Source organism: Paraburkholderia edwinii (assembly GCF_019428685.1).
Lineage (GTDB): Bacteria > Pseudomonadota > Gammaproteobacteria > Burkholderiales > Burkholderiaceae > Paraburkholderia > Paraburkholderia edwinii.
Map to the genome: position 1 here is coordinate 2,015,831 of NZ_CP080096.1, position 23,102 is coordinate 2,038,932.

A 23,102-nucleotide genomic window follows, 5' to 3' on the forward strand; every position below is an offset into this window, starting at 1 on the left:
TCGAGCTTACGGTTTTTTAGGTCAAGCGCTTCTCACGCCCGCTGGTCACGCCGTATGCAACCCCCCACGCATCAACTCCCGCACGCGCGACATATCGGCCTCGACATGTCCCGCGTGCTCGAACAGCTCCGCAAGCCAGTCGACGAACGCGCGCACGCGCGGCGACACGCGCCGTCCCTTCACGTAAGCGATCGAGACGGTGGTCGGCACCGGTCGCCACTCCGGCAGCACCTCGCGCAGCATGCCGGCATCGAGCCACTGCTGCGCGGCGATCCGGGCCGGCTGGATCAGCCCGAGGCCTTGCAGGCCGCAGGTCAAACAGGCCTGCTCGTCGTTGACGTTGACGAAACCGTCGACCTTCACCGCGAGCGGCTTGCCGTCCACTTCGAAATCGAAGCTGGCCGAGCGCTCGCTCTGGCGCGCCGTGAAGTTCACCGCGACGTGCCGCGTGAGATCGTCGAGCGTTTCCGGCTCGCCGAAGCGTTCGAGATACGCCGGGCTTGCGCATGTCACATGCTCGAGCGTGCCAAGACGCCGCGCCGCCAGCCCCGAGTCGGGCAGCGCGCCGAGCTGGATGCTGCAATCGACGGCCTCGCCGACCAGATCCACCGCGCGGTTGCTCACGCCGATCGACAGCTCGATGTTCGGAAAGCGCGCATGGAAATCGTCGAGCGCGGGCAGCACGAGCGCGGTCGCGACCGCGCCCGGCATCTCGACGCGCAGCCGTCCGCTCGGGTTCGCGTCCGTCTGCCGCAGACTCGCCTCCATTTCGTCGATGTCCGCGAGAATCTGTGCGCAGCGCTCGTAGTACGCGGCGCCTTCCGGTGTCAGGCTCAGACGCCGCGTCGTGCGGACCAGCAACGCGGTGCCGAGCAAGGCTTCGAGGTTCTGCATGATCGTCGTGGCGGTGGCGCGCGGCATGTTCAACGACTCTGCGGCGCGCGTGAAGCTATTCGTATCGACGATCCTGATAAAAGTGCGCATGGCCTGAATACGGTCAATCACAGTGACTTCTCCTTTGTCCGGCGTACAGCCAAGAGAGCAACCTGATAAAACATGCAGCAACGACGAGCGGCCGACACGCCTCTCGAAAAGGCACGTCGGCACTGCGGGGCGAAACCAGGGTTACGCCGCTGAACTGCGCGCGGCGGTTAATTGGCGGTTAATTGGCGGTTAAGGGGCGTGATGGCGAAACTGGGTACTGCCGCCCGTCGTGGTCATGGGGATTCCTGCAAGAGAGGCCTTGCAGCCGCGGCTTTCAATTGCCGGCAGGCTTGTTTCATTCAGGTCGGGCGCGTTTCCGGCAGCGGCATCGGAGCGGGCGTAGCGGAGTACGCAATCGGCACGGTGAACGCGGCCTGACATGAATAAAAGCGTGAATGGAAGCGTGCTCTGAAGCTCCCATCAAAGGTCTCTCGTCAGGGTTCCTATAGTAAGGAGCGCCGGCATCTCAGGGAATACCTGAATGTCTTGAAGATTTGCCTATTCCTCGCGCCGTTGCACTAAACAACGCATTTGGTGCTAGATTTCAAGCCTTATTCTGTTGCGCGCGAGAGTCGTGCCGGCGGCCGGTCCGAGATTCGTGCCGGCTCGCGGTTCAGACCCGGTCCAGGCCCGGTTCGCACCCCGTCCTCGCCATTTCGCCGCAACGCCGTTTCATCTCAGGTATCACGATGACCTTCGTTCACGATCAGCCCGATGTTCTTCCCGCAGTTCTCCCTGCCGCTCTCCCGGCGGTTCCCGGTCCGCTCGCGGAGCCGCGTCCGGTCAGCCGCGCGCAGCGGCATATGGTCGAGCTGTTCGACCGCCTCGCACCGACCGACGGCTTCACGTATTCGTGTGTCAATGGCGTGAAGCTGATGCGCGCCAGCCGGCCGATGCCGCGCCATCCGGTGATGTACGAACCGAGCATTCTGATCGTCTGCCAGGGGCGCAAGCGCGGCTTTCTCGGCGGCCAGTCGTACGTGTACGACGCGCAGCAATATCTCGTGCTGTCGGTACCGCTGCCGCTGGAATGCGAAACGGAGGCGAGCGTCGAGGAGCCGTTTCTCGGCATTGCGATCAATGTCGATCTCGCCATGGTCGCCGAACTGCTGATGCTGCTCGAAGAGAGCCGCTCCGACACGCACGAAGCGCCGCGCAGCATCTATTCGACGCCGCTCGACCCGGCGCTCTGCGATGCGGTCGAGCGTCTGCTCGAAGCGCTTGCGGCGCCGCTCGACGCGCGCGTGCTCGCGCCGTCGATCGTGCGCGAGATCTGCTACCGCGTGCTGACCGGCGTGCAAGGCCATGCGATTCGCGCGGCGCTCACGCATCAGCAGCACTTCGGGCGGATCGCGAAGGCGCTGCGGCGGATTCATAGCGACTACGACCGCGCGCTCGACGTCGATACGCTCGCGCGCGAAGCGGGCATGAGTCTCGCGGTGTTTCATGCGCAGTTCAAGATCGTGACGTCGACGTCGCCGATGCAATACGTGAAGGCGACGCGTCTGCATCAGGCGCGTCTGCTGATGATGCAGGACGGCGTCAATGCGAGCGTCGCGGCCGCGCGCGTCGGCTATGAAAGCGCGTCGCAGTTCAGCCGCGAATTCAAGCGCTTTTTTGGCCTCACGCCGACCGACGAAGTACGGCGCATGCGCGGCGCGCTTGAAGCGCCGCCGGTCAGCATCGCACCGCCGCCTCGGCATCTGGTCGAGGCGCGCTGAGTTTCCAGGGAATTTACTGGGCATTGCCTGGGCGTGCGCGCGTGCATCGCGCGATGCGCCTCGCGCGCGCACAAGGCTGGACGCTTGAGGCGGGTAATCGCTATACCAGCATGTCCGCTTGACTGGCTAAGCCCGCGCGGCTTTCATACGATGGTCTCTGCAGTCCCCATCCGCGTAGAGCACGAACCGGGAGAGACCGATGAAACGCTTTCATATCGCACTGGCTGTCGCCAACCTCGAAGCCTCGATCGAAGACTACAGCCGCCGTCTCGGGCAAACGCCTGCAGCGGTCGTGCCAGGCCGCTACGCAATGTGGCGGACCGATCTGCTCAACTTCTCGATTAACGAGAACCCGCCGCGCGCGGGGCAACTGCGCCATGTCGGCTTCGAAGACGATGGCGCGGAGGGCTTTACGAGTACCGTCGATGTGAACGGTATCGAATGGGAGCAGTTTTCCGCGCGCGAACAGGATCGCCGCATTGTCGAGATGTATGGCGTACCGGTGAGATCCGAAGGCGGCGCGTAAGAAAAGCGCGGAAAACACGTCGAAACACGCGCCGAAACACGCGCAAAAGCCCGCTCATTGTGCACGCTCATTGCGCACACGTTGCCCGTCTCGCCGAAGCCGCACGCCACGCGCGACTATACTGGTTTGATCCCACGCAACGTTCTCACACAGGAGGTGCAAATGGTCAAACTCGCGCTATACGTTCGTCTCGAAGCAAAGCCCGGCAAGGAAAACGAGGTCGATCAGTTTCTACGTGGCGGCTTGCCGCTCGTCGAAGCGGAGCCGGGCACGATTGCATGGTTCGGCGTGCGGCTCGGCCCGTCGACGTTCGCGATTTTCGATGCTTTCAACGACGAAGCCGGCCGTAATGCGCATCTGTCCGGCAAGGTCGCGGCCGCGCTGATGGAACGCGCCGGCGACCTGCTCGCCGAACCGCCGAAAATCGAAAAGATCGACGTGCTCGCGGCCAAGCTGCCACATTGAAAGCGCGACAAGTAAGCGCGGCCAATAAGCGCGAGCGACCAACAAGCGTAACCGGCAAAACACCAACGCCTACGGCTTCGTTCCCTCGCGCGCCCGCGCCTCATCGTTTGCATAAAGCGCGCGTTTGTCCTCGTACATCAACAGATCCGCGCGCTGCACGCCCGCTTCGAGCCGCTCGCCGCGCTGCACCGTCGCGGCGCCCATCGAGAAGCTCAGCGGCGTGCCCGGATAGAACTGATTGTTGAGTTCCACCAGTTGCCGGATCGTGTCGATCACGGCCGCGCCGCCGCGCTCGTCGGTGCCGGGCAGCAGCACGGCGAACTCGTCGCCGCCGATGCGCGCGGCGACAAACGGTATTTCCATCGCCTTCGCGAGCACTTCGCCGGCGCGGCGCAGCAGCGCGTCGCCGGCCGCGTGGCCGAGCTGGTCGTTGACGCGTTTGAGCCCGTTGAGGTCGGCCATGATGACCGTAACCGGATACGGGCCTTTACGCTCGAGCCGGTTCAGTTCGTCGACATAGAACGAGCGGTTGCGCAGCTTGGTCAGCACATCGTGTTTGCCGAGATACTCGAGATACGCTTCGGCCTTCTTGCGCGCGGTGATGTCGGTCAGCGCGACCAGCACGAGGTCCCAGTTCTGCTCGTGGCCCGGCAGCACCGAGAATTGCAGGTGCACGTGTACCTCGTTCGCGTCGAGCGAGTAGTTGAGCACTTCGCGCTGCTGGAACAGCTTGCCGTCCCACAGGTCGATCAGCTGCTCGCGAAAATGCGGGCGCATATCGTCGCGGAACACATCGGCGAGACGTGCGAGCAGGGTATGCTTGTCAGGCGCGGCAAACATCTCGAGCGTGTGCTGATTGACGTCGAGCACATGAATTTCCTGCATGCAGCGCTCGACGAATTCCGGATGCACATCGGTAAACGTACGGAAATCGACGATGCCTTGCGCGCGCGCATCGTCGAGCAGACGTTTGACGGCGCTGAAATCCTCGACCCACAGCGACACCGGCGAATGCTCGAACAGCCCGCGCGCGTATTGCTCGGCGTGCGTGATGCGCAGGCGGGTGCGTTCGAGTTCGGTGATGTCCTCCACCGACACGAGCACGCGGTCCCATAGCAGCGCATGGCCGGGCAGCACCTGTCCCTTGAGCAGCACGTCGAGACGCCGGCCGCCGAGCGTGTAGTTGACGGTCTGACTCGTGAAATGCGCCTGTCCGGCCCACAGCTGGCACAGTTCTTCGAGGTGCGTCTTCAGCATGTCGTCGCGGAACACGGCGCCGAGGTTGCCGGTCAGCTCGCCGAAATCGGTGGCATCGAAAAGCGCAAGCGTCTTGCGGTTCACCTTGATTACGCGGATGTGGCCCGCGCATTCGGCGACGCGTGCCGGATTCGCCTGCAGGAAGGTGCGCAAGTCGGTCACGCCCTGCGCGCGCCAGTCGTCGAACAGCGCGCGCACGCCGCTGAAGTCCTCGAGCCACAGCGAGACAGGGGCGAGTTCGAACATATCGGCGTCGTCGCTCGGCGTGGCATCGGTCTGCGTAAGCGGAAGGGCGGGCGTAGGGGCGGAAGCAGGGGCAGACGGGGAATTCGGCATGGCGGCTTGGAAATCGTCGAAGCCGCTATTTTAAGATGCGCGGGGCGCGTCAGAAAGCAGGGTAAGTTTGAGTATCCGGACACCGGAATAATTTACCCAACCGCGCCACCCCGCCAAGCGACCCAACCGCACAATCATTGACCGCAGTAACCGGCCCGTTCACAGAAGCCAGGGAAAACGAAAAATGACCATCGAACTGACGCTGCTTGCGTGGACGCTCGTCCTCGCGCTGATTCAGGTGCTCCTGCCCGCGCTGCTGCGTAACCGCGAGACCGGCATTGCATACAACGCAAGCGCGCGCGATAAACCGGGCGCGCCGGTCGGCGCGATCACCGGGCGGCTCATGCGCGCGCAGAACAATCTGTTCGAGACACTGCCCGTGTTCGCCGCGGCCGTGCTGATCGCCCACGTAGCGGGCCGCGACGATGCGCAAACCGCATTGGGCGCGTGGCTCTATCTGATCGCGCGCGTGGCGTATGTGCCGCTCTACGCGGCCGGCGTGCCATATGTGCGCTCGCTGGTATGGGTGGTGTCGCTAGCGGGTATCCTGCTGGTTCTCGGCCGGCTGATCTGACGCCGGCCCCCCAACCGAGAGCGCCACGAAAGGAGCTGTCAACACATGAACGACCCGAAGATGAACGCCCCGACGTCGACGATCGAAATCGAAACCGCGCCGAACCCCGAGTTTGCGGTGATCCTGATGCATGGCCTTGGCGCCGACGCGAACGATTTCGTGCCGCTGATTCCCGAGCTGCGCCTCGCCGGTGCGCCCGGCGTGCGCTTCGTTTTTCCGAATGCGCCCGAGATTCCGGTGACCGCGAACAACGGCTATGTGATGCGCGCGTGGTACGACATCCTGTCGTTTCAGGGCATCAACCGGCAAGTCGACGAAACCGGCATCGACGCGTCGTGCACGACCGTGCGCCAACTGATCGCCGCGCAGAACGCGCGCGGCATCGCGACATCGAAGATCTTTCTCGCGGGCTTCTCGCAAGGCGGCGCGATGACGTATTCGGCGGGACTGACCCATCCGGACGCGCTTGCAGGCCTGATCGTGATGTCGGGCTATGTGCCGTCGCAGCCGTATATCGAAAGCCGCGCGAGCGAAGCGAACCGCCGCACGCCGGTGTTTGCCGCGCATGGGACACAGGACGACGTGCTGCCGGTCATTCTCGGCGAAACCGCGCGCGACTACGCGAGCGCGCGTGGCAACGAGGTCGAATGGCACGCGTATCCGATGCCGCATTCGGTTTGCGCGGAGGAGATCGTCGCGCTGCGCGCGTGGCTCGTGGCGCGTTTGAAGTAGGAGATAGAGGGCCGCCGGTCGCAAGTGATGGCGGCACACGAAGAAGGTGGCACACGTGCGAGAGCGCCTGAGAGGGGCAGGCGGGACACGTGCGAGCGCGTGTGCGAGGGGCACGAAGCGCAGGCGGCGCGCCTGCTTGCCGCCTGCGCGCCGATTCGCTTACGCCGAAGCCGCTGCCGCTGCCGCTGCCGACGCTGCTGCCGCAGTCAAACGCTCAGCCTGCGCCTGTTCAAACGCATCGCCGTCAGCCTCGCCGCCGCCAGTAGCATCGCCATGCTCCACCGCCGCTTTCCTGCTCGCAGCATAAGCCCGCGGCGTCATCCCGTAGCGTTCCTTGAACGCGCGGCTGAAGTGCGCGGCGCTTGCGAAGCCGCATCGGTACGCGATTTCCTGAATCGCGCCCTGTTGGGCACCGGCCAGCATCCGCGTCGCGTGTTCGAGCCGCAGCGACCACGCGTAGCGCATCGGCGACAGCCCGTTTGCCTTTAGCGCGCGTGTCAGGCAGCTCGTCGAAATATTGAGTTCTTCCGCGATGCGCACGACGCTCAATTCCGGATCGCCGATCCGGCGCGCGATAACCTGCTTGGCGCGCAGCATCGTCGCGACACTCGCGCGGCGCGACGCGCACGAATCGCGTTCGTTGACGAACACGTCCATCAGATCGAGACACTGGTCGCTGAGCCGCTCGAGCAGCGGTTCGCTGGCCTTGCCGGCCTGCGAGGTCAGATTCAGCAGGAACTCGCGCACCGCACCGACATCGCCCGACGCCGAGTCCGGGCGAAACACCATCGGAAAGCGATGACGCAAACCACGCTCGCGCAGCGCCGCCTTCGGAAAACGCAGGATCGCCAGCCGCGTCGGCTCGCGAAACGACTCGTTGAACATATGCAGCGGATCGAGCACGGCGATGTCGCCGGGCCCGAACTCGACGGTCTGTCCGCGCTGTTCGACCGACATCGTTCCGCTTCGGACGACCTTCACATACAGATGCTCGCCGTTCCAGAAACGCGGGCGCTGCATGATCGGCGACACGGACTGCCACGCAACTTCGATGTTCAGAATGTCGGTCTGCCCGGCGCGCGCGCCATTGACGATCGATGGGACGGAATGGCACGCGTCGATCCGGCACTGCATGCCATGCGCCGATACTGCGTCGATCCATGCGTTACGGCCCGATGGCGCGCCGTCCCAGCTGCTTTCGAAAAATCCGGTATCCACAGCCGTACCTCTCCTTTCCTGTTGGGCGCAAAGCCTTGATTGAAAACTGATGCGGCATTGCGACGAGTCGCCCGGCGGAAGTTCACGCCTCGCTTCGAGGGGCAGTGAGGCAGTGTGCAACCAGGACGGCACTCGGCACCCATGATCGATACGGAGAACAGCGGCCACGCGAAAATATTCCGTGTGCGCCACGTAAGTTGACGAATTCGGACAGGCGCGTCGTGCAGTCAAATTCGGCGACCCGTGAAGTCAATATCGCGTGCACTGCCACGCGCCGTGACCAGCTACGACGAGCGCGTCGATGCGAAGCGCATGGCAGGAATCTCGCGCTCTTTATGCGTGCCACAGCGCATCGCATTCCACTCCAGACAAACCCGGATTGCTGCGTCAAAAGCGCCGCTGATATTGTGCGCAACGGACGGATGGAAGCGCTTCCATTCCTGCTGGATCGACGACCCTGCGGTTCAACCTTGCATGAGGAGTTCCCGTGGCTCAAGACGCAGTTGAATCCCCCGATATCGCGCGCAGCGACAGAAGCAGCGACGTTGGCGGCGACCCCTTCACGCCTGCCGCCGGTTCCGCGCTCTGGCGCAAGAACTTCCTGCTCGGCGCCGCGACGGCCTCGTATCAGATCGAAGGCGCGGTCAACGAAGACGGCCGCCTGCCGTCGATCTGGGACACGTTCTCGGCCACGCCCGGCAAGGTGCTGCACGGCGATACCGGCGAGCACGCGTGCGACCATTACCACCGCTGGGAAAGCGACATCGAGTTGCTGACCTCGCTCAACTTCGAAGCGTACCGGCTGTCGATTGCCTGGCCGCGCGTGATGGATGAAGCGGGGCGGCCGAACCGCAAAGGGCTCGACTTCTACAAGCGCCTGCTCGGCAGGCTGAAAGAGAAGGGCCTGCAGACGTTCGCGACGCTCTATCACTGGGACTTGCCGCAGCATCTCGAAGACCGCGGCGGCTGGCTCAATCGCGACATCGTTTACCGCTTCGCCGACTACGCGGACCTGATGAGCCGCGAACTCGCCGGCCACGTCGACGCCTGGATGACGCTCAACGAACCCTGGTGCTCGGCCTTTCTCGGCTACGGCGACGGCCATCACGCGCCGGGGCGCACGAGCGTGCGCTATGCGGCGCAGGCGATGCATCATCTGCTGCTCGCGCATGGCGAGGCACTCGCGGTGCTGCGCGAGAACGATCCCGCGTCGAAGAAGGGCATCGTCGCGAACGTTGGCCGCGGTACCGGCAATACGTCGAGCGCGGCCGATACGCACGCCGCGCATCTGTTCGAAGTGCAGCACAACGCGTGGATTCTCGATCCGCTGTTCAAGGGCTCGTATCCGGCCGACCTGTGGACGCTGTGGCCCGGCGCGGAACCGCTCGTGCTCGACGGCGATATGCAGAAGATCAGCGCGCCGCTCGATTTTCTCGGCATCAACTATTACTTCCGCACCAACGTGCAAAGCGACGGCGCGAACGGCTATACCGAAGTGCCGCTCGCCGGTGTCGAGCGCACGCAGATGGGCTGGGAAGTCTATCCGGACGGCCTGCGCGATCTGCTGACCGGCTTTCACCGCAACTATCGGACGCTGCCGCCGATCTACATCACCGAAAACGGCATGGCCTCCGACGACCAGGTCGACAACGGCCGCATCGACGACGCGCAGCGCATCGCGTTCCTCAAGCGCCACCTCGCGGCCGTCGACGAGGCGATCGCGCAAGGCGTCGACATCCGCGGTTATTTCGTCTGGTCGCTGCTCGACAACTTCGAATGGGCGTACGGTTATGAACGCCGCTTCGGTGTTGTCCATGTCGACTACCGGACGCAGCAGCGCACCGTCAAACGCAGTGCGCAACTGATCTCGAAGTTCCTGCAGGAACGCGCCGCGCGCGCCTGATCCTGCATCTTTCGTCCTCGTTTTCATCGGGCTTGCCGGCGGCGCGCCGGCAAGCATGCATGCAGCCGACTTGCAAAAAGAAGCAGGCGCGAAGCCTGGAGGAGATGAAATGCAGAACAGAAGACCCGGAGCGCGCACCCGCATCGCCATGGCGAGCGCCTGTGCGCTCGCGCTATGCGGCGCGCTTGCGCAGATGGTTGCACCGGTCGCCGCGCATGCGGCAGAGCCGCCGCTCAAAGCGAACGTGATTCACTGGTGGACCTCGGGCGGCGAATCGGCGGCGATCCGCCAGTTCGCCGAGGCGTACGACAAGGCCGGCGGCCAGTGGGTCGACAACGCGGTGGCCGGCGCCGACCAGGCGCGCGCGACCGCGATCAACCGCATCGTCGGCGGCGATCCGCCGACCGCCGCGCAATTCAATACGTCGAAGCAGTTTCACGACCTGATCGACCAGGGCCTGCTCAATAACGTCGATACGGTCGCCACGAAAGAAAACTGGGCGGCCATTTTCCCGCAGTCGATTCTCGACAGCATCCGCGTGAACGGTCATTACTACGCGACGCCCGTCGATATCCACATGCAGGGCTGGTTCTTCTATTCGAAGCCGCTGTTCCAGAAAGCCGGCATTGCGAACGAACCGCAGAACTTCGACGAGTTCGTCGCCGATCTCGACAAGCTCAAGAAAACCGGCGTGATTCCGCTCGCGCTCGGCGGCCAGCCGTGGCAGGAAAAAATCACGTTCGACGCTATTTTCGCGGACGTCGGCGGGCAGGACCTGTATCTTAAGGTGTACCGCGATCGGGACGTCAACGCGGTGAAGTCCGATGCGTTCAAGAAGGTGCTCGCATCTTTCAAGAAGCTGCACGATTACGTCGACCCGGGTTCGCCCGGCCGTAACTGGAACGATGCCACCGCGCTCGTTATTTCCGGTAAGGCCGGCGTGCAGATCATGGGCGACTGGGCGAAGGGCGAGTTCTCGGCGGCGAAGCAGTCGGCGGGCAAGGACTTCGGCTGTTTCCCGGGCTTCGGTCCGCATTCGCCGTATCTGGTAGCCGGCGACGTGTTCGTCTTTCCGAAGACCGACAACCCGAATGCGATCAAGGCGCAGAACCTGCTTGCAACGATCATGACGTCGCCGACGGCGCAAGTGGCGTTCAGCGCGCGCAAGGGTTCGATTCCGATCCGTCCGGACGTCGATACGAGTCAGCTCGATATGTGCGCGAAAGAGGGCATTGCGATCATGAAAGACAAGTCGCGGCAGTTGCCGAATCCGGAAATGCTGATCTCGCCCGATGTGCAGGGCGCGTTGACCGACGTCATCACGAACTTCTGGAACAAGAACCAGTCGGTCGACGATGCGCAGAAGGCCTTCGCCGGCGCGCTAAAGGGTTGAGCGAACAATGGGCGCGCTGAAGTCGCAGGCTCTCGCGGATGTTGCCGGCAAGCCGCGGCATGGCGGCGCCCATGCAGGCGGAGGCGGTGAAGTCACCGCCGCGCGCCAGCGCCGGCCCTTGCGCCCGCTGCGCAAGCGCTGGCCGCTTGCCGCATGGATCGCGCTGCTGCCGATGCTGCTGACCGTAGTGTTCGCGTATCTGGGCACGATGGTCTGGACGGCGCGCGTGTCGTTCAGCAACTCGCGCACGTTTCCGTCGAACGACTTCGTCGGCTTCACGCAGTACGTGCGGCTCTTTCACAACGACCGCTGGCTCGTGTCGTTGCAGCATATCGTGCTGTACGGCGCGTGCTTTATCGTCGCGTGCATCGTGATCGGCATGCTGCTCGCGATCTTTATCGATCAGCGCGTCAGCGCGGAAGGCGTGCTGCGCACGATCTTTCTCTATCCGTACGCGATGTCGTTCGTCGCGACCGGCCTCGTCTGGCAGTGGATCCTCAATCCGTCGCTCGGCGCGCAAGCGGTGCTCAGGAAGATCGGCTTCGCGCACGCGCATTTCGACTGGATCGTCGATCAGGACTTTGTCGTTTATACGCTCGTCATTGCGACGGTGTGGCAGGCGTCGGGCCTCGTGATGGCGCTGATGCTGGCAGGCCTGCGCGGCGTCGACGACGAACTGTGGAAGGCCGCGCGCCTCGACGGCATTCCGCGTTGGCGGGTCTATGTGAGCATCGTGATTCCGATGCTCGGGCCGTCGCTTTCAACGGCGTTCGTGCTGCTGTTCGTGATGGTCGTCAAGCTCTACGACGCGGTCGTCGCGATGACGCAAGGCGGCCCCGGCACCGCGAGCGAAGTGCCCGCGAAGTTCATCATGGATTATCTGTTCGGCCGCGCGAATATCGGGCTTGCATCGGCGGCGTCGGTGGTGATGCTGCTGACGGTGCTGGCGATTCTCGCGCCGTTCTTCTATGCAAGAAGCCGCGCCGCCGCGCGAAAGGACGGGTGAACAATGAGCACGCTCGATCCCGCTGAAGGCGCTGCATCGTTGCCGCAAGGGCGCCGTCTTGCCGAGGCTGCCGCTGCAACGGCTGGTGAAGCCGCCGCAACAACGGCACGCACGCGCCGTCCCCGTCCGCGCCGCCCGCGTTTTTCTCCAGCCCGCATCGGCATCTACGCGTTCCTGATGATATGCGCGCTGTTTTTCCTGCTGCCGCTCTACGTCATGCTTGTCACGTCCGTCAAACCGATGGACGAAATCCGCCTCGGCAATCTGCTCGCGTGGCCCGTGCATCTGACGCTGCACCCGTGGGTCGACGCATGGCAGGCTGCCTGCACCGGGCTCGACTGCAACGGCATCCAGGTCGGCTTCTGGAACTCGGTGCGCATCGTCGTGCCGAGCACCGTGCTGTCGATCGCGGTCGGCGCCGTGAACGGCTACGCGTTGTCGTTCTGGCGGCCGCGCGGTGCCGGTTGGCTGTTCGGCGTGCTGCTCGTCGGCGCGTTTATTCCGTACCAGGTGATGATTTACCCGATGGTGCGCGTGCTTGCCAGCGTGCACCTGTTCAGTTCGCTGCCCGGCATCGTGGTAATTCATACGATCTTCGGCATGCCCGTGATGACGCTGCTGTTCCGCAACTACTACGCGGGCATTCCGCTCGAGCTGTTCAAGGCCGCGCGCATCGACGGCGGCGGTTTCTGGCGCATTTTCTTTCAGCTGATGCTGCCGATGTCGCTACCGATCATCGTCGTCGCGATGATCCTGCAGGTGACCAACATCTGGAACGACTACCTGCTCGGCCTCGTCTTCGCGGGCACGAAAAACCTGCCGATGACGGTGCAGCTCAACAACATCATCAATACGACGACCGGCGAGCGTCTGTACAACGTGAACATGGCCGCGACCATCCTGACGTCGCTCGTGCCGCTCGCGGTCTATTTCATTTCGGGGCGCTGGTTCGTGCGCGGCATCGCGTCTGGCGCGGTGAAAGGTTGATCGGCATCGTCAAGGTGTGAGCGTCAAGGTGTGAGTCGTAACGAAACCGTAACGAAAACGTAACCGAAGAGGTGAAGATGGCGACCGTAGCGAATTCCGCGGGCCTCGCGAATGTGGCGGTGCGCGACCTCAAGGTGCAACTGGGCGCGAATACTGTCATCGACGCGCTCGATCTCGACGTGCGCGGCGGCGAGTTTGTCGTGCTGCTCGGCCCGTCCGGTTGCGGCAAGTCGACGCTGCTGCACAGCATTGCAGGGCTGATCGATGTGAGCGACGGCAGCATCGAGATCGGCGGCGAAGATATGACGTGGGCGGACCCGAAGGACCGCCGCGTCGCGCTCGTGTTCCAGTCGTACGCGCTGTATCCGACGATGAGCGTCGAGCGCAACCTGTCGTTCGCGCTGCGCATCAACGGCACGCCGAAGGCCGAAATCGAGCGGCGCGTCTCGCGCGCGTCCGACATGCTGCAGCTGGGGCCGTTGCTCAAGCGCAAGCCCGCGCAGCTGTCGGGCGGACAGCGGCAGCGCGTCGCGATCGGCCGCGCGATCGTGCGCGAGGCCGACGTCTTCCTGTTCGATGAGCCGCTGTCGAATCTCGATGCCAAGCTGCGCACCGAACTGCGCCGCGAGCTCAAGCAACTGCACCAGCGCCTGAACGCGACGATGATCTACGTCACCCATGATCAGGTCGAGGCGATGACGCTCGCTACGCGCATGGCCGTGATGAAAAGCGGCGTGATCCAGCAGTTCGGCACGCCGGCCGAGGTGTACGCGCGGCCCGAGAACCTGTTCGTCGCCACCTTTCTCGGCTCGCCGGCGATGAATCTGATCAATGGCACGCTCGCGGTGCAAAACAACGGCGTGCGTTTCGTCGGTGCGCATTTCACGCTCGATGTATCGCGCTATCCGTTTCGCGAGACGCCCGTGGCGGGCCGGCCCTGCGTGCTCGGCGTGCGGCCCGAGGACGTGCGTGTGCAGATCGGCGGTAGCGCGGGTGGCACCGGTAGCACCGGCCGCAGTGGCGTGGAAACCGGCGGCAGTGCAAGCGAAAACCTCGGCGAAAATCTCAGCAACAACGACGGCGAGCGTGCAAAAGTGTCGCTTGTCGAACCAATGGGTAACCACCGCGTTATTTGGCTCGATTATCATGGCGCGCAGATCGCGTCGATCGATCAACAGAAAACGCCGGTCGCGGTGGGTGACACCATCGCGTATACGGTCGACGGCGCCCATATCTCGCTGTTCGACGAGGCCAGCAGCATGCGCCTCTGACCAGCACCGGCAGACGGAGGCACTGTGGCAACCCTGAAAGACGTGGCGCGGCGCGCCGGAGTCGGGCTTTCGACGGCTTCGCGCGCGATTTCCGGTAAAGGCCCGGTGTCGGCCGACGCGGCTGCACGCGTGCACGCGGCCATCGCGGAGCTGAATTTCCGGCCGTCGTCGATCGGGCGGGCGATGGCGACACGCTCGCTCGGCATCATCGGCCTCTTTGTACCGACCTTCTTCGGCTCGTACTACGGCACGATCCTCAAGGAAACCGACACGCAGCTGCGCTCCGTGCACCGTCATGTGGTGGTGGCCACCGGTTGCGGCGAGGCGTCGCCGCGCGATCAGGCGATGGAAGCGGTGCGCTTTCTGATCGGGCGCGATTGCGACGGTGTGGTAGTAATCAGCCACGATCTGCACGACGAAGACCTGCACGCGCTGCACCGCATGCATCCGCGCGTCGTATTCCTGAACCGCGCGTTCGATGCGATGCCCGACGCGTCGTTCTGCGCCGATCACCGGCGCGGCGGCGAACTCGCGGCGTCGACGCTGCTTACGCACGGTCACCGGCAGATCGCGGTCATTTCCGGGCCGTTCACCGCATCGGACAATATCGAGCGCCTCAGCGGATTCTTCGACGAACTCGCGCGCCACGGCATTGCGCGCGAAACGGTGCCGCTGATCGAATCGGACTTCTCGCCCGAAGGCGGCTATGCGGCCGCGCAAACGCTGCTCGATACGAAACGGCCGTTCACAGCGCTGTTTGTCGCGAACGACACGATGGCGATCAGCGTACTCGCGAAATTCCAGCAGGCCGGCATCGTCGTGCCGCGCGACGTTTCCGTGATCGGCTACGACGACGATTACGCCGCCGCGTACGCTGCGCCCGCGCTGACCTCGGTGCATATTCCGACCGCCGAGCTCACGCAGAACGCAGTCCGTTGGCTGATCAACCGCTGCTATCGCACGTCGTGGGATATCGAGCGCGAGTTTCCGGTGACGGTGACGATGCGCGCGTCGGTCGGGCCGGCGCCGCGCATCGCGATCAACGCATAACGGCGCGCGGCCGTCTTTCAACTACTGCGAACTATCGCGAACTACGGCGGCGAACGACGGCGGCGAACTACGGCGTTTAGAAGCGCGTTCTCAGGCCCACGGTTCCCACCACCTGATTCGCCGTCGAAGAAGCGCCGCCCGAGTTGTTGATAAACGCGACATAGCCGTGCCCGGTCACATGCTGGTACATCGCCTCGGCATAGACGTCGGTGCGCTTCGAAAACGAGTAAAGCGCCTGCACGTTGATCTGATTCCACTTGGGATCGGCGCCGAATGTGCTGGTCTTCGTTACGTGCCCATCGGTGTACGTGTAGGCGGCGCCGAGCGTGATGGCGGGCGTTAACGCGTACTTGCCGTTCAGCTCGTAGTTATCGAAGCGCAGCGTGCCGTTGTCCGAGCCGAACGCCTTGGTCCCCTGAAACTGGCTATGCGAATACACGAAGCCCACCAGCGCGGGACCGTACCCATAGTTGATACCGGCTGTCGCCGTGCGCTGCACGTTCGAGCCGAGCACGAAGCCGGCCGTGCCGTTCGCAGGCGACTCGTTGGTATCGATCACGCCCGCCGTATTCGTGCTGTTCGAGCCGTCGATCTGCAGATAGCCCGCGCCGATATTGAGTGACCGGTAGTGGTAACTGGCGCCGAAGCTATACGCGCGATTGAGCGCGAAATCGTCGTTGTTCGAGAACGCGTACAGGCCGCCGAACTTGAAGCCCGCGAAGTCGGGGCTCATGTATTTGACCGCATTGTTGATGCGAAAGCCGTGGTTCAGCTCGTCGTTGTCGAACGGGTGCGCGAAGCCCGTGTCGCCGAACGTGCCTGCAACGGCCGACAGCGGCAAGACGAAGTCGGTGTTCGAGTCGTACTGGCGGCCCAGCGTGATCGAGCCTAACCGCTCACTGGTCAAGCCGACAAATGCTTGCCGCCCGAATAGCTTGCTGTCCTGACCGAGCTTGCCGTTCTGTACGTTAAAGCCGTTCTCGAGAACGAAGATGGCCTTCAGACCGCTGCCCAGATCTTCCGAACCGCGCAGTCCGAAGCGGCTGCCATTGATTTCGCCGCTTGTTGCCTGAAATAGCGGCCCGCGTGCATTCCCTTTCGCAACGTTGTTCGTGTAGATCAGGCCCGCGTCGATGATGCCGTACAACGTCACCGAGCTTTGCGCATGAGCCGTACTCGACGCGGCGGAAACAATCGCCGCGGCAGCAACCAACTTCTTGACCATCCTGGTTCCTCTCGCAAGAGTCTGTTATTGAGGCTGGCCAGTATTGAAGACTCGTGCGGCTTAAGGAAGACAGGATCGGTAAACAGATTGTTTCTGATTCGTCGATTAATCGCAATGTTCGTGAGTGGCTAATGGCGTACGCAATCAATTCCACACTGGAAAAACAGATGTGAATGAGTTTTCGAGTGCGCGCGATTGTTAACTTGACAGACGTGACAAGATTAACGCGTGGCTTACGAGCGCGATGTCGGAAAGCTCATTGAAGCGTGAGAAAGCGGGCGTGGCATCCGCATGCATGCTCATGGTTCAGCAACGAACCGTTCCCGCAGCATGTATTTCTGGATCTTCCCCGAAGGCGTTTGCGGAAAGCTGTCGACAAAGCGCCAATGCCGCGGCGTCTTGAACGCCGCGAGATGCCGGCGGCAGTGGTCGAACAGCTGGTCTTCGCTGATCTGTGCGCCTGCCGCGGTGCGAATGAATGCGACCACCACTTCGCCCCACGTTGCGTCCGGCGCGCCGACTACGGCCGCATCGGCCACGCCGGGATAGGTCACGAGCACGTCCTCGATTTCGCGCGGGTAGATGTTTTCGCCGCCGCGAATGATCACGTCCTTCAGGCGGCCGTGAATACTGCAATAGCCGTCGGGATCGATACTGCCGAGGTCGCCTGTGCGCAACCAGCCATGCGTATCGATTGCGTGGGATGTCGCTTCCGGATTGTCGAAATAGCCGCGCATCACGGCGTAGCTGCGCACGCGGATCTCGCCGATTTCGCCGAGCGGCAAGATCGCTTCGGTGTGCGGATCGACGATTTTCACCTCGGCGTTCGGCATCGGGCGGCCCACCGTCAAGGCGCGCCGTTCGAACGGCTCGTCGGGACGCGTGTGCGTGATGTACGGCGAATGCTCGGTCAGACCGAAGCCGATCGTGACGCGCGCGGACACCGTGCGTTCGATCCGCTCGGCGAGTTCGGCTGTGACCGGCGCGCCGCCGAGCGCGGCAATCCGCCACGACGACAGGTCGCGCTGCGCGAGTGTCGGATGCTCGAGCATCGCGATCGCCATGGTCGGCACCGAAAGCGTGATCGAACCGCGCTCGGATTCGATGAGTTCGAGCATCAGGCCCGCGTCGAAGCCCGGCAGCATCACGTGTGTGCCGCCCGTTTGCAGCGCGCCGAGCGTGACGAGCCCGCAGCCGGCGGTATGAAACATCGGCAGCGGGTTGATCCAGACGTCGCGCTCGCGCGCGCCGCTCGCTCCGGCGGAAAAGCGCGCGTTATTCACGAGCCCGCGATGATGGAGCATCGCGCCTTTCGGAAAACCGGTCGTGCCGGACGTGTACTGGATTTGCGCGATATCGCCGGGTTTCACCGCGGGCAGCCGCGCAGCCGGCAATTCGTCGGCGCTGGCATACGGCAGGTCGTGCAGCGACGTGATCTCGCGCAGCGCCGGCAATTGCGCGCGCACGCCGGCCAGCGTCGCGAGCATGTCGCGGTCGCGATAGTGCGGCACGGCGAAGCAGCCGGCCGCGCGCGACTGTTTGAGCACGTACACAAGCTCCGCTTCCTTGAACGCCGGATTGACCGTGACGAGCACGAGCCCCGCGAGCGCCGCGCCGAATTCGAGCAACAGCCATTCGGGGCTGCTATTGCTCCAAACGGCGATATGTTCGCCGGGCGCAAAGCGCCGCGAGAGCCCGAGCGCGATCCGCTCGGACGCGTTCAGCAATTCGCTGTAGGTCCACGCGCGGCGCGCGTGGCGATCCGCGCTGCCTTCAACCAGGGCGATTTCGCCTGCGAATACGCGGGCGGCGCTGCGCAGCACGTCGCCGACGGTTCGTTCAATGACGGGGTTCGAGGTATCGGGCAGCCAGTGCGAATGCACGAGGCGCGGGCGGGCGGAAGACGGAGTCATCGAGCGATTCCCTTCGTTGTTTGACGGGCAGGTCCGCAGCGAGGCGTTGTCCCGTTGATGAAACAACGAAGGGCCGTTATTTATTCCGCGAAACGCAGCGAGGGGGTTAATTGATCAAGTTTGATGGATTGTTCGAGACCGCCAGTCAATTCGTTCCGCAATTCGGGCGTCAGACTATCCGTGCATGCTTCAACCACGTGCCGATGGCATTGGCCGAAGCCTGCGCGCTGCGCCAGCCGAGATAGCCGTCGGGCCGCACGATCCAGACCATGCCGCTGATGGCGCCATGCGCGCCGAACGCGGCTGCGAATGCGCCGGCCGCGTCGGTTAACAGCGTGAATGTTTCGTCGCGTGGCGGCGTGCAACCGGGCGCTGCGATCAGCAAAGCCGAAGCGGCCGAGCCGAGCGCCGCATGCAAGGCGCGATAAGCGTCGGCGAACGCCGCGACCTGCGCGGCGAGTGGTGCGCCTTGTGCATCGATATAGCCGAGCAGCGTATGTCGGCCACGCCCGATGCGCTCGTGCAGCCGCACCGGATGGCCGACGAATGCCTGTGCGAGGCCGGCCGCGTCGGGCGCGCGGTCGCCGGGGGCGGGCAGTTCGGGCGGCAGTTGCGGGCATTCATCGGCGACGATCGCGCTATCGCGATAGCCGACCAGCAACTGCGTTTCGCGCATGCCGGGCAACGCAGCCTGTTGCGCGAGCACATTATTCATCGCGCGCGTCGTCGATTCGACGACATCGAGGCCGACCGGCCGGCGCTCATCGGAATAGCTGTCGAGCAGCGTAGGCTGCGCCAGCCCGCGTGCGACGAGCGACAGCTTCCACGCGAGGTTGTGTGCGTCCTGCAGGCCCGTGTTCATGCCCTGGCCGCCGACCGGCGGATGAATATGCGCGGCGTCGCCCGCAATCAACACGCGGCCGTGGCCGTAGGACGGCACGATACGATGGCTCACGCGATAGACCGACGACCAGCGCTGATTCGACAGGCGCGTGCCGTCGGGCAGCGCGGGCAGCATCAGCGTGCGGATCTGTTCGGCATCGGGGGCTTCATTTGCGGCCGTGCCGGTGCGCGGCTCGGCAAGCCGCGAGGCGAGTTCCTCCGACGAAACGATCACCGAAAGCCGATAGCGCTGCGCCGAACCGCGCACCGGCACGGCCGCGAGCGACGACACCGCGCGTGTGGGATCGGACCAGTTGAAGCGGTACATCGGCCCGCGCGGCAGGGCCCAATCGACATCGACGTCGGCAAGCGCAAATGTCTGCGGATAGCGCGCGCCTTCGTACGGCAGATTCAGTTGCGTGCGCACCGTGCTGCGCGCGCCGTCGCAGCCGACGAGCCACTGGCAGCGCAGCGTATGCGTCTCGCCTTGCGGTCCGCGCAAAACGGCCGCTACATCGTCGGGCGTTTCGCTGAAGGCCTCGAGTGTCCAGTCATAGTCGACGTGGCCCCCGTGCCGCTGCAACGCGGTTTCAAGCAACCGCTCGGTATCGAATTGCGCAAGCGACAGCGCGCCGTACGGCAGCCCCGGCAGCAGCGACAGCTGCATGCCGCCCGCGGGCGCGCCGTCCTGCCAGGTTTCGATGCCGGTCAACCACACGCCCGCATCGATTGCGGCATCGGCGATACCGATATCGTCGAACACTTCAAGCGTGCGCGCGGTCACGCCGAGCGCCTTGCAGAAAAACGTTCGGCTCGCCTGGCGGTCGATCACGCAGGCATCGATGCCGTCGCGGCGCAATTCCGCGGCGAGCAGCAGGCCGACAGGGCCCGCGCCGACGATAAGCACCTCTGTGGCGTTCTGCATGATGCGTCGTCCTCCCGATTGTTCTGCGTTCGCATGGAAGTGTGGTGCGGAGCGACGTGCGGCAGCGCACATTCGCGCTCGGCCGCCGGCCGTCACGATGATAGGCGATCCGTCCGGGGATGACGAGCGCAGGGTGCCCGCCGAACGCGGTGGCCGCGGTGGCCGCAGTGGCCGCAGTGGCGTTAGATCGGGAAGTTAGGATCGCTAGCCGTTAATTGACTTAGCAGATTCGAGTGTTCCCAGCGGATTGTTCTGTGTTGAGACACAGGTGCAGACCGTCGCTACGTGGCCTGCGCCACGTGGCCTAATGACGCATCGCTCATGGAATAACGCATGGATCCCGGCTGTTCTGATTACATCGCCGCCGTTCTCTCCCATGTCTTCCGCTTTTGACGGCACAGCCTTTTTCAGCCCGTCCGGTCACATCCGGACCGTGAAATGACCCCTTCGACTCTTTCTGAGGAAGAAACAATGCACGCAGCCACGCTGAAGCAGCGCGACGGCAAGAACGTCGACCCTGCAGCCCTCGACACATTCCGCAGCGAATTCAAAGGAGAGGCCTTATCGCCCGGTGACGAAGGTTATGAAGCGGCACGCACGATCTGGAATGCGAGCATCGATAAACATCCGGGCCTCATAGCACGTTGCGCCAGCGCATCTGACGTGATTCGCGCAGTGAAGTTCGCGCGTGCGAACAATCTGCCCGTGTCGGTGAAGAGCGGCGGCCACAATGTCGCGGGCCGTTCGCTGTGCGACGACGGTCTCGTGATCGATCTGTCGATGATGAAGAAGGTATCGGTCGACGCCGGCACGCGCACGGTTCACGTGCAGGCCGGCGCGCTGCTCGCCGATCTCGACCGCGAGACGCACGTGCATGGGCTCGCGGTGCCGGCCGGCGTCGTGTCGAAGACCGGCGTCGCGGGGCTTACGCTCGGCGGCGGGGTCGGCTACCTCGTGCGCAAATATGGGCTGACCATCGATAACCTGCTGTCGTGTGAAGTGGTGACCGCGGACGGCGATCTCGTCACGGCAAGCGCCGATGCGAACCCCGATCTGTTCTGGGGGCTACGCGGCGGCGGAGGCAATTTCGGCGTGGTCACGTCGTTTGTGTTCCGCGCGCATCCGGTGAAGACGGTGCTCGGCGGTTTGCTGATCTATCCGCGCATCGATGCGCGCGACGTGCTGCGCCATTTCCGCGAGTTCATGGCAACGGCGCCCGAGGAACTGACCGCGTACTCGGCCTTGCTGTCGACGCCGGACGGCGTGCCGGCGGTCGGCGTACTGGTCTGCTATTGCGGCGATCTGACCGAGGGCGAGCGCGTGCTCGCGCCGCTGCGCCAGTTCGGCGCGCCGATGCTCGATGCGATCGAGGCGATGCCGTTCCCGGTCATGCAGTCGATGCTCGAGCAATCGTTCCCGGACAAGTCGTACAACTACTGGAAATCGACCTTCGTCAAATCGTTCAGCGACGATGTGATCGATCTGCTGATCGAGCATATGGAGCGTCCGAAGTCGCCGCTGACGACGGTCGTGATCGAGTACTACGGGGGCGCGCCGACGCGCGTGCCGGTCGCGGAAACCGCGTTTCCGCATCGCGACCATCTGTACTACATCAACATCATGCCGCAGTGGCTCGAACCGGCCGACAACGATCAGCATGTTGCCTGGGCGCGGGCCCTGTTCGATGCGCTACGGCCGTATTCGAACGGCGCTTATCTGCCGAATTTCTTCAGCGACGAAGTGCCCGAACAAAGCCAGGTTGCGTATGGCGATAACTATGCACGGCTCGCCGAACTGAAGTCCAAGTACGATCCGACGAACTTCTTCAGCCTCAACCAGAACATTAAACCGACCCGCTAGGCGATCCGGGTGGCGATCCCGGGTTGCGCCCGGATTGCAGCCGTTTTTGCCCTGCGATTCATCGCAGTTTTTTGCCTCGCGCGCGGTTGGGGCCCGCGCCGGGGCGGAGTTCACGCATGATTCAGATCAGTCATCTGTCGAAGTGGTATGGCGATGTGCAGGCGCTCGACGACTGCAGCCTGTCGCTGAAGAAAGGCGACGTGGCCGTGCTGTGCGGGCCGGCCGGGGCCGGCAAGTCGACCCTGATCAAAACCATCAACGGTATCGAAGGATTCCAGCGCGGCGAGATTACGGTCGGCGCGCGCACCTTGAAACCGGGGCGTCGCGTGGCATCCGAACATCGGGTGCGCGTCGGCGTCGTGCTGCAGGGCGTGCATCTGTTTTCGCATCTGACCATCCTCGAAAATCTCGATCTCGGCCAGACGCAGGTGCTGCGCCGCTCGCGCGACGAAGCGAGCTTGCGCAGCCGCGCGCTGCTCGGGCGCGTCGGGCTGCGTGCGTGCGAGGGCAAGTATCCGCATGAACTGTCGCGCGCGCAGCAGCAGTGCGCGGGCATGGCGCGCACGCTGGTGATGGACCCCGAAGTGCTGCTGATCGACGATCCGACCGCCGGAATCGAAGTGGAGCGCGCGGGCAGCGTGCTTGGCCTGATCGCGGACCTCGCGCAGGAAGGGATGACGATGCTGATCGTGACGCACGAATACGGCTTTGCGCGAGAGGTGGCCGACCGCATGCTGTTTATGGCGGGCGGACGCATTCTCGACGACCGGCCGCCCGCGCAGTTCTTCGATACGGCCGCGCGCTACGAGGACGAACGCGAGCACGCGTTTCTGGCGCGGACGCTTGTGCATTGCGGGTAGATTGGCGCGCGCGG

The 23,102-nt window shown here is 63.9% G+C and carries 19 protein-coding genes; 13 read left to right on the forward strand and 6 right to left on the reverse strand.

Features of this window, described 5'->3' with window-relative positions; genetic code table 11:
• Positions 1-45 precede the first annotated feature (45 nt).
• A complete protein-coding gene (locus tag KZJ38_RS30760; protein ID WP_219800836.1) occupies positions 46-1,005 on the reverse strand; it encodes a LysR family transcriptional regulator in 960 nt (319 codons plus the stop codon).
• Positions 1,006-1,787: 782 nt separating this feature from the next.
• Between KZJ38_RS30760 and KZJ38_RS30765 the strand changes: the two genes are divergently transcribed.
• From KZJ38_RS30765 to KZJ38_RS30775, 3 genes are all read left to right on the forward strand, one after another.
• Positions 1,788-2,705, forward strand: a complete 918-nt coding sequence (locus tag KZJ38_RS30765) for an AraC family transcriptional regulator (protein WP_219803725.1) — start codon at positions 1,788-1,790, stop codon at positions 2,703-2,705.
• 199 nt (positions 2,706-2,904) lie between these two features.
• Positions 2,905-3,231 (forward strand): VOC family protein, encoded by a 327-nt coding sequence (locus KZJ38_RS30770; protein ID WP_219800837.1) that lies wholly within the window; start codon positions 2,905-2,907, stop codon positions 3,229-3,231.
• A 162-nt stretch (positions 3,232-3,393) separates the two neighbouring features.
• On the forward strand, positions 3,394-3,696 hold the full coding sequence (locus KZJ38_RS30775) for a putative quinol monooxygenase (protein WP_219800838.1): 303 nt from the start codon (positions 3,394-3,396) through the stop codon (positions 3,694-3,696).
• A gap of 69 nt (positions 3,697-3,765) precedes the next feature.
• Here KZJ38_RS30775 and KZJ38_RS30780 read toward each other — a convergent pair whose 3' ends face one another.
• Positions 3,766-5,199: a sensor domain-containing diguanylate cyclase gene (locus KZJ38_RS30780; protein WP_219803726.1), complete on the reverse strand. Its 1,434-nt coding sequence runs from the start codon at positions 5,197-5,199 to the stop codon at positions 3,766-3,768.
• A 274-nt stretch (positions 5,200-5,473) separates the two neighbouring features.
• Between KZJ38_RS30780 and KZJ38_RS30785 the strand changes: the two genes are divergently transcribed.
• Both KZJ38_RS30785 and KZJ38_RS30790 read left to right on the forward strand, forming a co-directional pair.
• The gene (locus KZJ38_RS30785; protein ID WP_219800839.1) at positions 5,474-5,863 is read left to right on the forward strand and encodes an MAPEG family protein; all 390 of its coding nucleotides are present in this window, start codon (positions 5,474-5,476) and stop codon (positions 5,861-5,863) included.
• 60 nt (positions 5,864-5,923) lie between these two features.
• A complete protein-coding gene (locus KZJ38_RS30790) occupies positions 5,924-6,595 on the forward strand; it encodes an alpha/beta hydrolase (protein WP_219803727.1) in 672 nt (223 codons plus the stop codon).
• Positions 6,596-6,754: 159 nt separating this feature from the next.
• On the opposite strand, the gene KZJ38_RS30795 is transcribed toward KZJ38_RS30790, so the two are convergent.
• Complete coding sequence (locus KZJ38_RS30795) at positions 6,755-7,813, reverse strand: helix-turn-helix domain-containing protein (RefSeq protein ID WP_219800840.1); 1,059 nt, start codon at positions 7,811-7,813, stop codon at positions 6,755-6,757.
• A 487-nt stretch (positions 7,814-8,300) separates the two neighbouring features.
• Between KZJ38_RS30795 and KZJ38_RS30800 the strand changes: the two genes are divergently transcribed.
• From KZJ38_RS30800 to KZJ38_RS30825, 6 genes are all read left to right on the forward strand, one after another.
• Positions 8,301-9,716 (forward strand): GH1 family beta-glucosidase, encoded by a 1,416-nt coding sequence (locus KZJ38_RS30800; RefSeq protein WP_425518386.1) that lies wholly within the window; start codon positions 8,301-8,303, stop codon positions 9,714-9,716.
• Positions 9,717-9,864: 148 nt separating this feature from the next.
• The gene (locus tag KZJ38_RS30805) at positions 9,865-11,109 is read left to right on the forward strand and encodes an ABC transporter substrate-binding protein (protein WP_425518428.1); all 1,245 of its coding nucleotides are present in this window, start codon (positions 9,865-9,867) and stop codon (positions 11,107-11,109) included.
• A gap of 172 nt (positions 11,110-11,281) precedes the next feature.
• Positions 11,282-12,115, forward strand: a complete 834-nt coding sequence (locus tag KZJ38_RS30810; RefSeq protein ID WP_246642083.1) for a carbohydrate ABC transporter permease — start codon at positions 11,282-11,284, stop codon at positions 12,113-12,115.
• A 3-nt stretch (positions 12,116-12,118) separates the two neighbouring features.
• Positions 12,119-13,102: a carbohydrate ABC transporter permease gene (locus tag KZJ38_RS30815; protein WP_219800842.1), complete on the forward strand. Its 984-nt coding sequence runs from the start codon at positions 12,119-12,121 to the stop codon at positions 13,100-13,102.
• Positions 13,103-13,179: 77 nt separating this feature from the next.
• Positions 13,180-14,373: an ABC transporter ATP-binding protein gene (locus KZJ38_RS30820; protein ID WP_219800843.1), complete on the forward strand. Its 1,194-nt coding sequence runs from the start codon at positions 13,180-13,182 to the stop codon at positions 14,371-14,373.
• Between the two features lie 24 nt (positions 14,374-14,397).
• Positions 14,398-15,423 (forward strand): substrate-binding domain-containing protein, encoded by a 1,026-nt coding sequence (locus tag KZJ38_RS30825; protein WP_219800844.1) that lies wholly within the window; start codon positions 14,398-14,400, stop codon positions 15,421-15,423.
• A 76-nt stretch (positions 15,424-15,499) separates the two neighbouring features.
• Here KZJ38_RS30825 and KZJ38_RS30830 read toward each other — a convergent pair whose 3' ends face one another.
• The 3 genes from KZJ38_RS30830 to KZJ38_RS30840 all read right to left on the reverse strand — a co-directional run bounded on the left by KZJ38_RS30830 (position 15,500) and on the right by KZJ38_RS30840 (position 20,368).
• Positions 15,500-16,648 carry a porin gene (locus tag KZJ38_RS30830; protein ID WP_219800845.1) on the reverse strand — a complete coding sequence of 383 codons (1,149 nt, stop codon included), beginning with the start codon at positions 16,646-16,648 and terminating at the stop codon, positions 15,500-15,502.
• Between the two features lie 299 nt (positions 16,649-16,947).
• Complete coding sequence (locus tag KZJ38_RS30835) at positions 16,948-18,561, reverse strand: AMP-binding protein (protein ID WP_219800846.1); 1,614 nt, start codon at positions 18,559-18,561, stop codon at positions 16,948-16,950.
• Positions 18,562-18,730: 169 nt separating this feature from the next.
• The gene (locus KZJ38_RS30840) at positions 18,731-20,368 is read right to left on the reverse strand and encodes an FAD-dependent monooxygenase (protein WP_219800847.1); all 1,638 of its coding nucleotides are present in this window, start codon (positions 20,366-20,368) and stop codon (positions 18,731-18,733) included.
• A gap of 471 nt (positions 20,369-20,839) precedes the next feature.
• Here KZJ38_RS30840 and KZJ38_RS30845 point away from each other — a divergent pair, with 471 nt between their 5' ends.
• Together KZJ38_RS30845 and KZJ38_RS30850 are read left to right on the forward strand one after the other, a co-directional pair.
• Positions 20,840-22,228 (forward strand): FAD-binding oxidoreductase, encoded by a 1,389-nt coding sequence (locus KZJ38_RS30845; protein ID WP_219800848.1) that lies wholly within the window; start codon positions 20,840-20,842, stop codon positions 22,226-22,228.
• Between the two features lie 116 nt (positions 22,229-22,344).
• The gene (locus tag KZJ38_RS30850; protein WP_219800849.1) at positions 22,345-23,088 is read left to right on the forward strand and encodes an amino acid ABC transporter ATP-binding protein; all 744 of its coding nucleotides are present in this window, start codon (positions 22,345-22,347) and stop codon (positions 23,086-23,088) included.
• Positions 23,089-23,102: the final 14 nt, after the last annotated feature.

What these genes read in the sequence shown, in the direction of transcription:
- KZJ38_RS30765 (WP_219803725.1), top strand. Translation starts at nt 1,788, where the DNA reads ATGGTCGAGCTGTTCGACCGCCTCGCACCGACCGACGGCTTCACGTAT.
- KZJ38_RS30770 (WP_219800837.1), top strand. Translation starts at nt 2,905, where the DNA reads ATGAAACGCTTTCATATCGCACTGGCTGTCGCCAACCTCGAAGCCTCG.
- KZJ38_RS30775 (WP_219800838.1), top strand. Translation starts at nt 3,394, where the DNA reads ATGGTCAAACTCGCGCTATACGTTCGTCTCGAAGCAAAGCCCGGCAAG.
- KZJ38_RS30780 (WP_219803726.1), bottom strand. Translation starts at nt 5,199, where the DNA reads ATGTTCGAACTCGCCCCTGTCTCGCTGTGGCTCGAGGACTTCAGCGGC.
- KZJ38_RS30785 (WP_219800839.1), top strand. Translation starts at nt 5,474, where the DNA reads ATGACCATCGAACTGACGCTGCTTGCGTGGACGCTCGTCCTCGCGCTG.
- KZJ38_RS30790 (WP_219803727.1), top strand. Translation starts at nt 5,924, where the DNA reads ATGAACGCCCCGACGTCGACGATCGAAATCGAAACCGCGCCGAACCCC.
- KZJ38_RS30805 (WP_425518428.1), top strand. Translation starts at nt 9,865, where the DNA reads ATGGCGAGCGCCTGTGCGCTCGCGCTATGCGGCGCGCTTGCGCAGATG.
- KZJ38_RS30810 (WP_246642083.1), top strand. Translation starts at nt 11,282, where the DNA reads ATGCTGCTGACCGTAGTGTTCGCGTATCTGGGCACGATGGTCTGGACG.
- KZJ38_RS30815 (WP_219800842.1), top strand. Translation starts at nt 12,119, where the DNA reads ATGAGCACGCTCGATCCCGCTGAAGGCGCTGCATCGTTGCCGCAAGGG.
- KZJ38_RS30820 (WP_219800843.1), top strand. Translation starts at nt 13,180, where the DNA reads ATGGCGACCGTAGCGAATTCCGCGGGCCTCGCGAATGTGGCGGTGCGC.
- KZJ38_RS30830 (WP_219800845.1), bottom strand. Translation starts at nt 16,648, where the DNA reads ATGGTCAAGAAGTTGGTTGCTGCCGCGGCGATTGTTTCCGCCGCGTCG.
- KZJ38_RS30835 (WP_219800846.1), bottom strand. Translation starts at nt 18,561, where the DNA reads ATGACTCCGTCTTCCGCCCGCCCGCGCCTCGTGCATTCGCACTGGCTG.
- KZJ38_RS30840 (WP_219800847.1), bottom strand. Translation starts at nt 20,368, where the DNA reads ATGCAGAACGCCACAGAGGTGCTTATCGTCGGCGCGGGCCCTGTCGGC.
- KZJ38_RS30845 (WP_219800848.1), top strand. Translation starts at nt 20,840, where the DNA reads ATGCACGCAGCCACGCTGAAGCAGCGCGACGGCAAGAACGTCGACCCT.
- KZJ38_RS30850 (WP_219800849.1), top strand. Translation starts at nt 22,345, where the DNA reads ATGATTCAGATCAGTCATCTGTCGAAGTGGTATGGCGATGTGCAGGCG.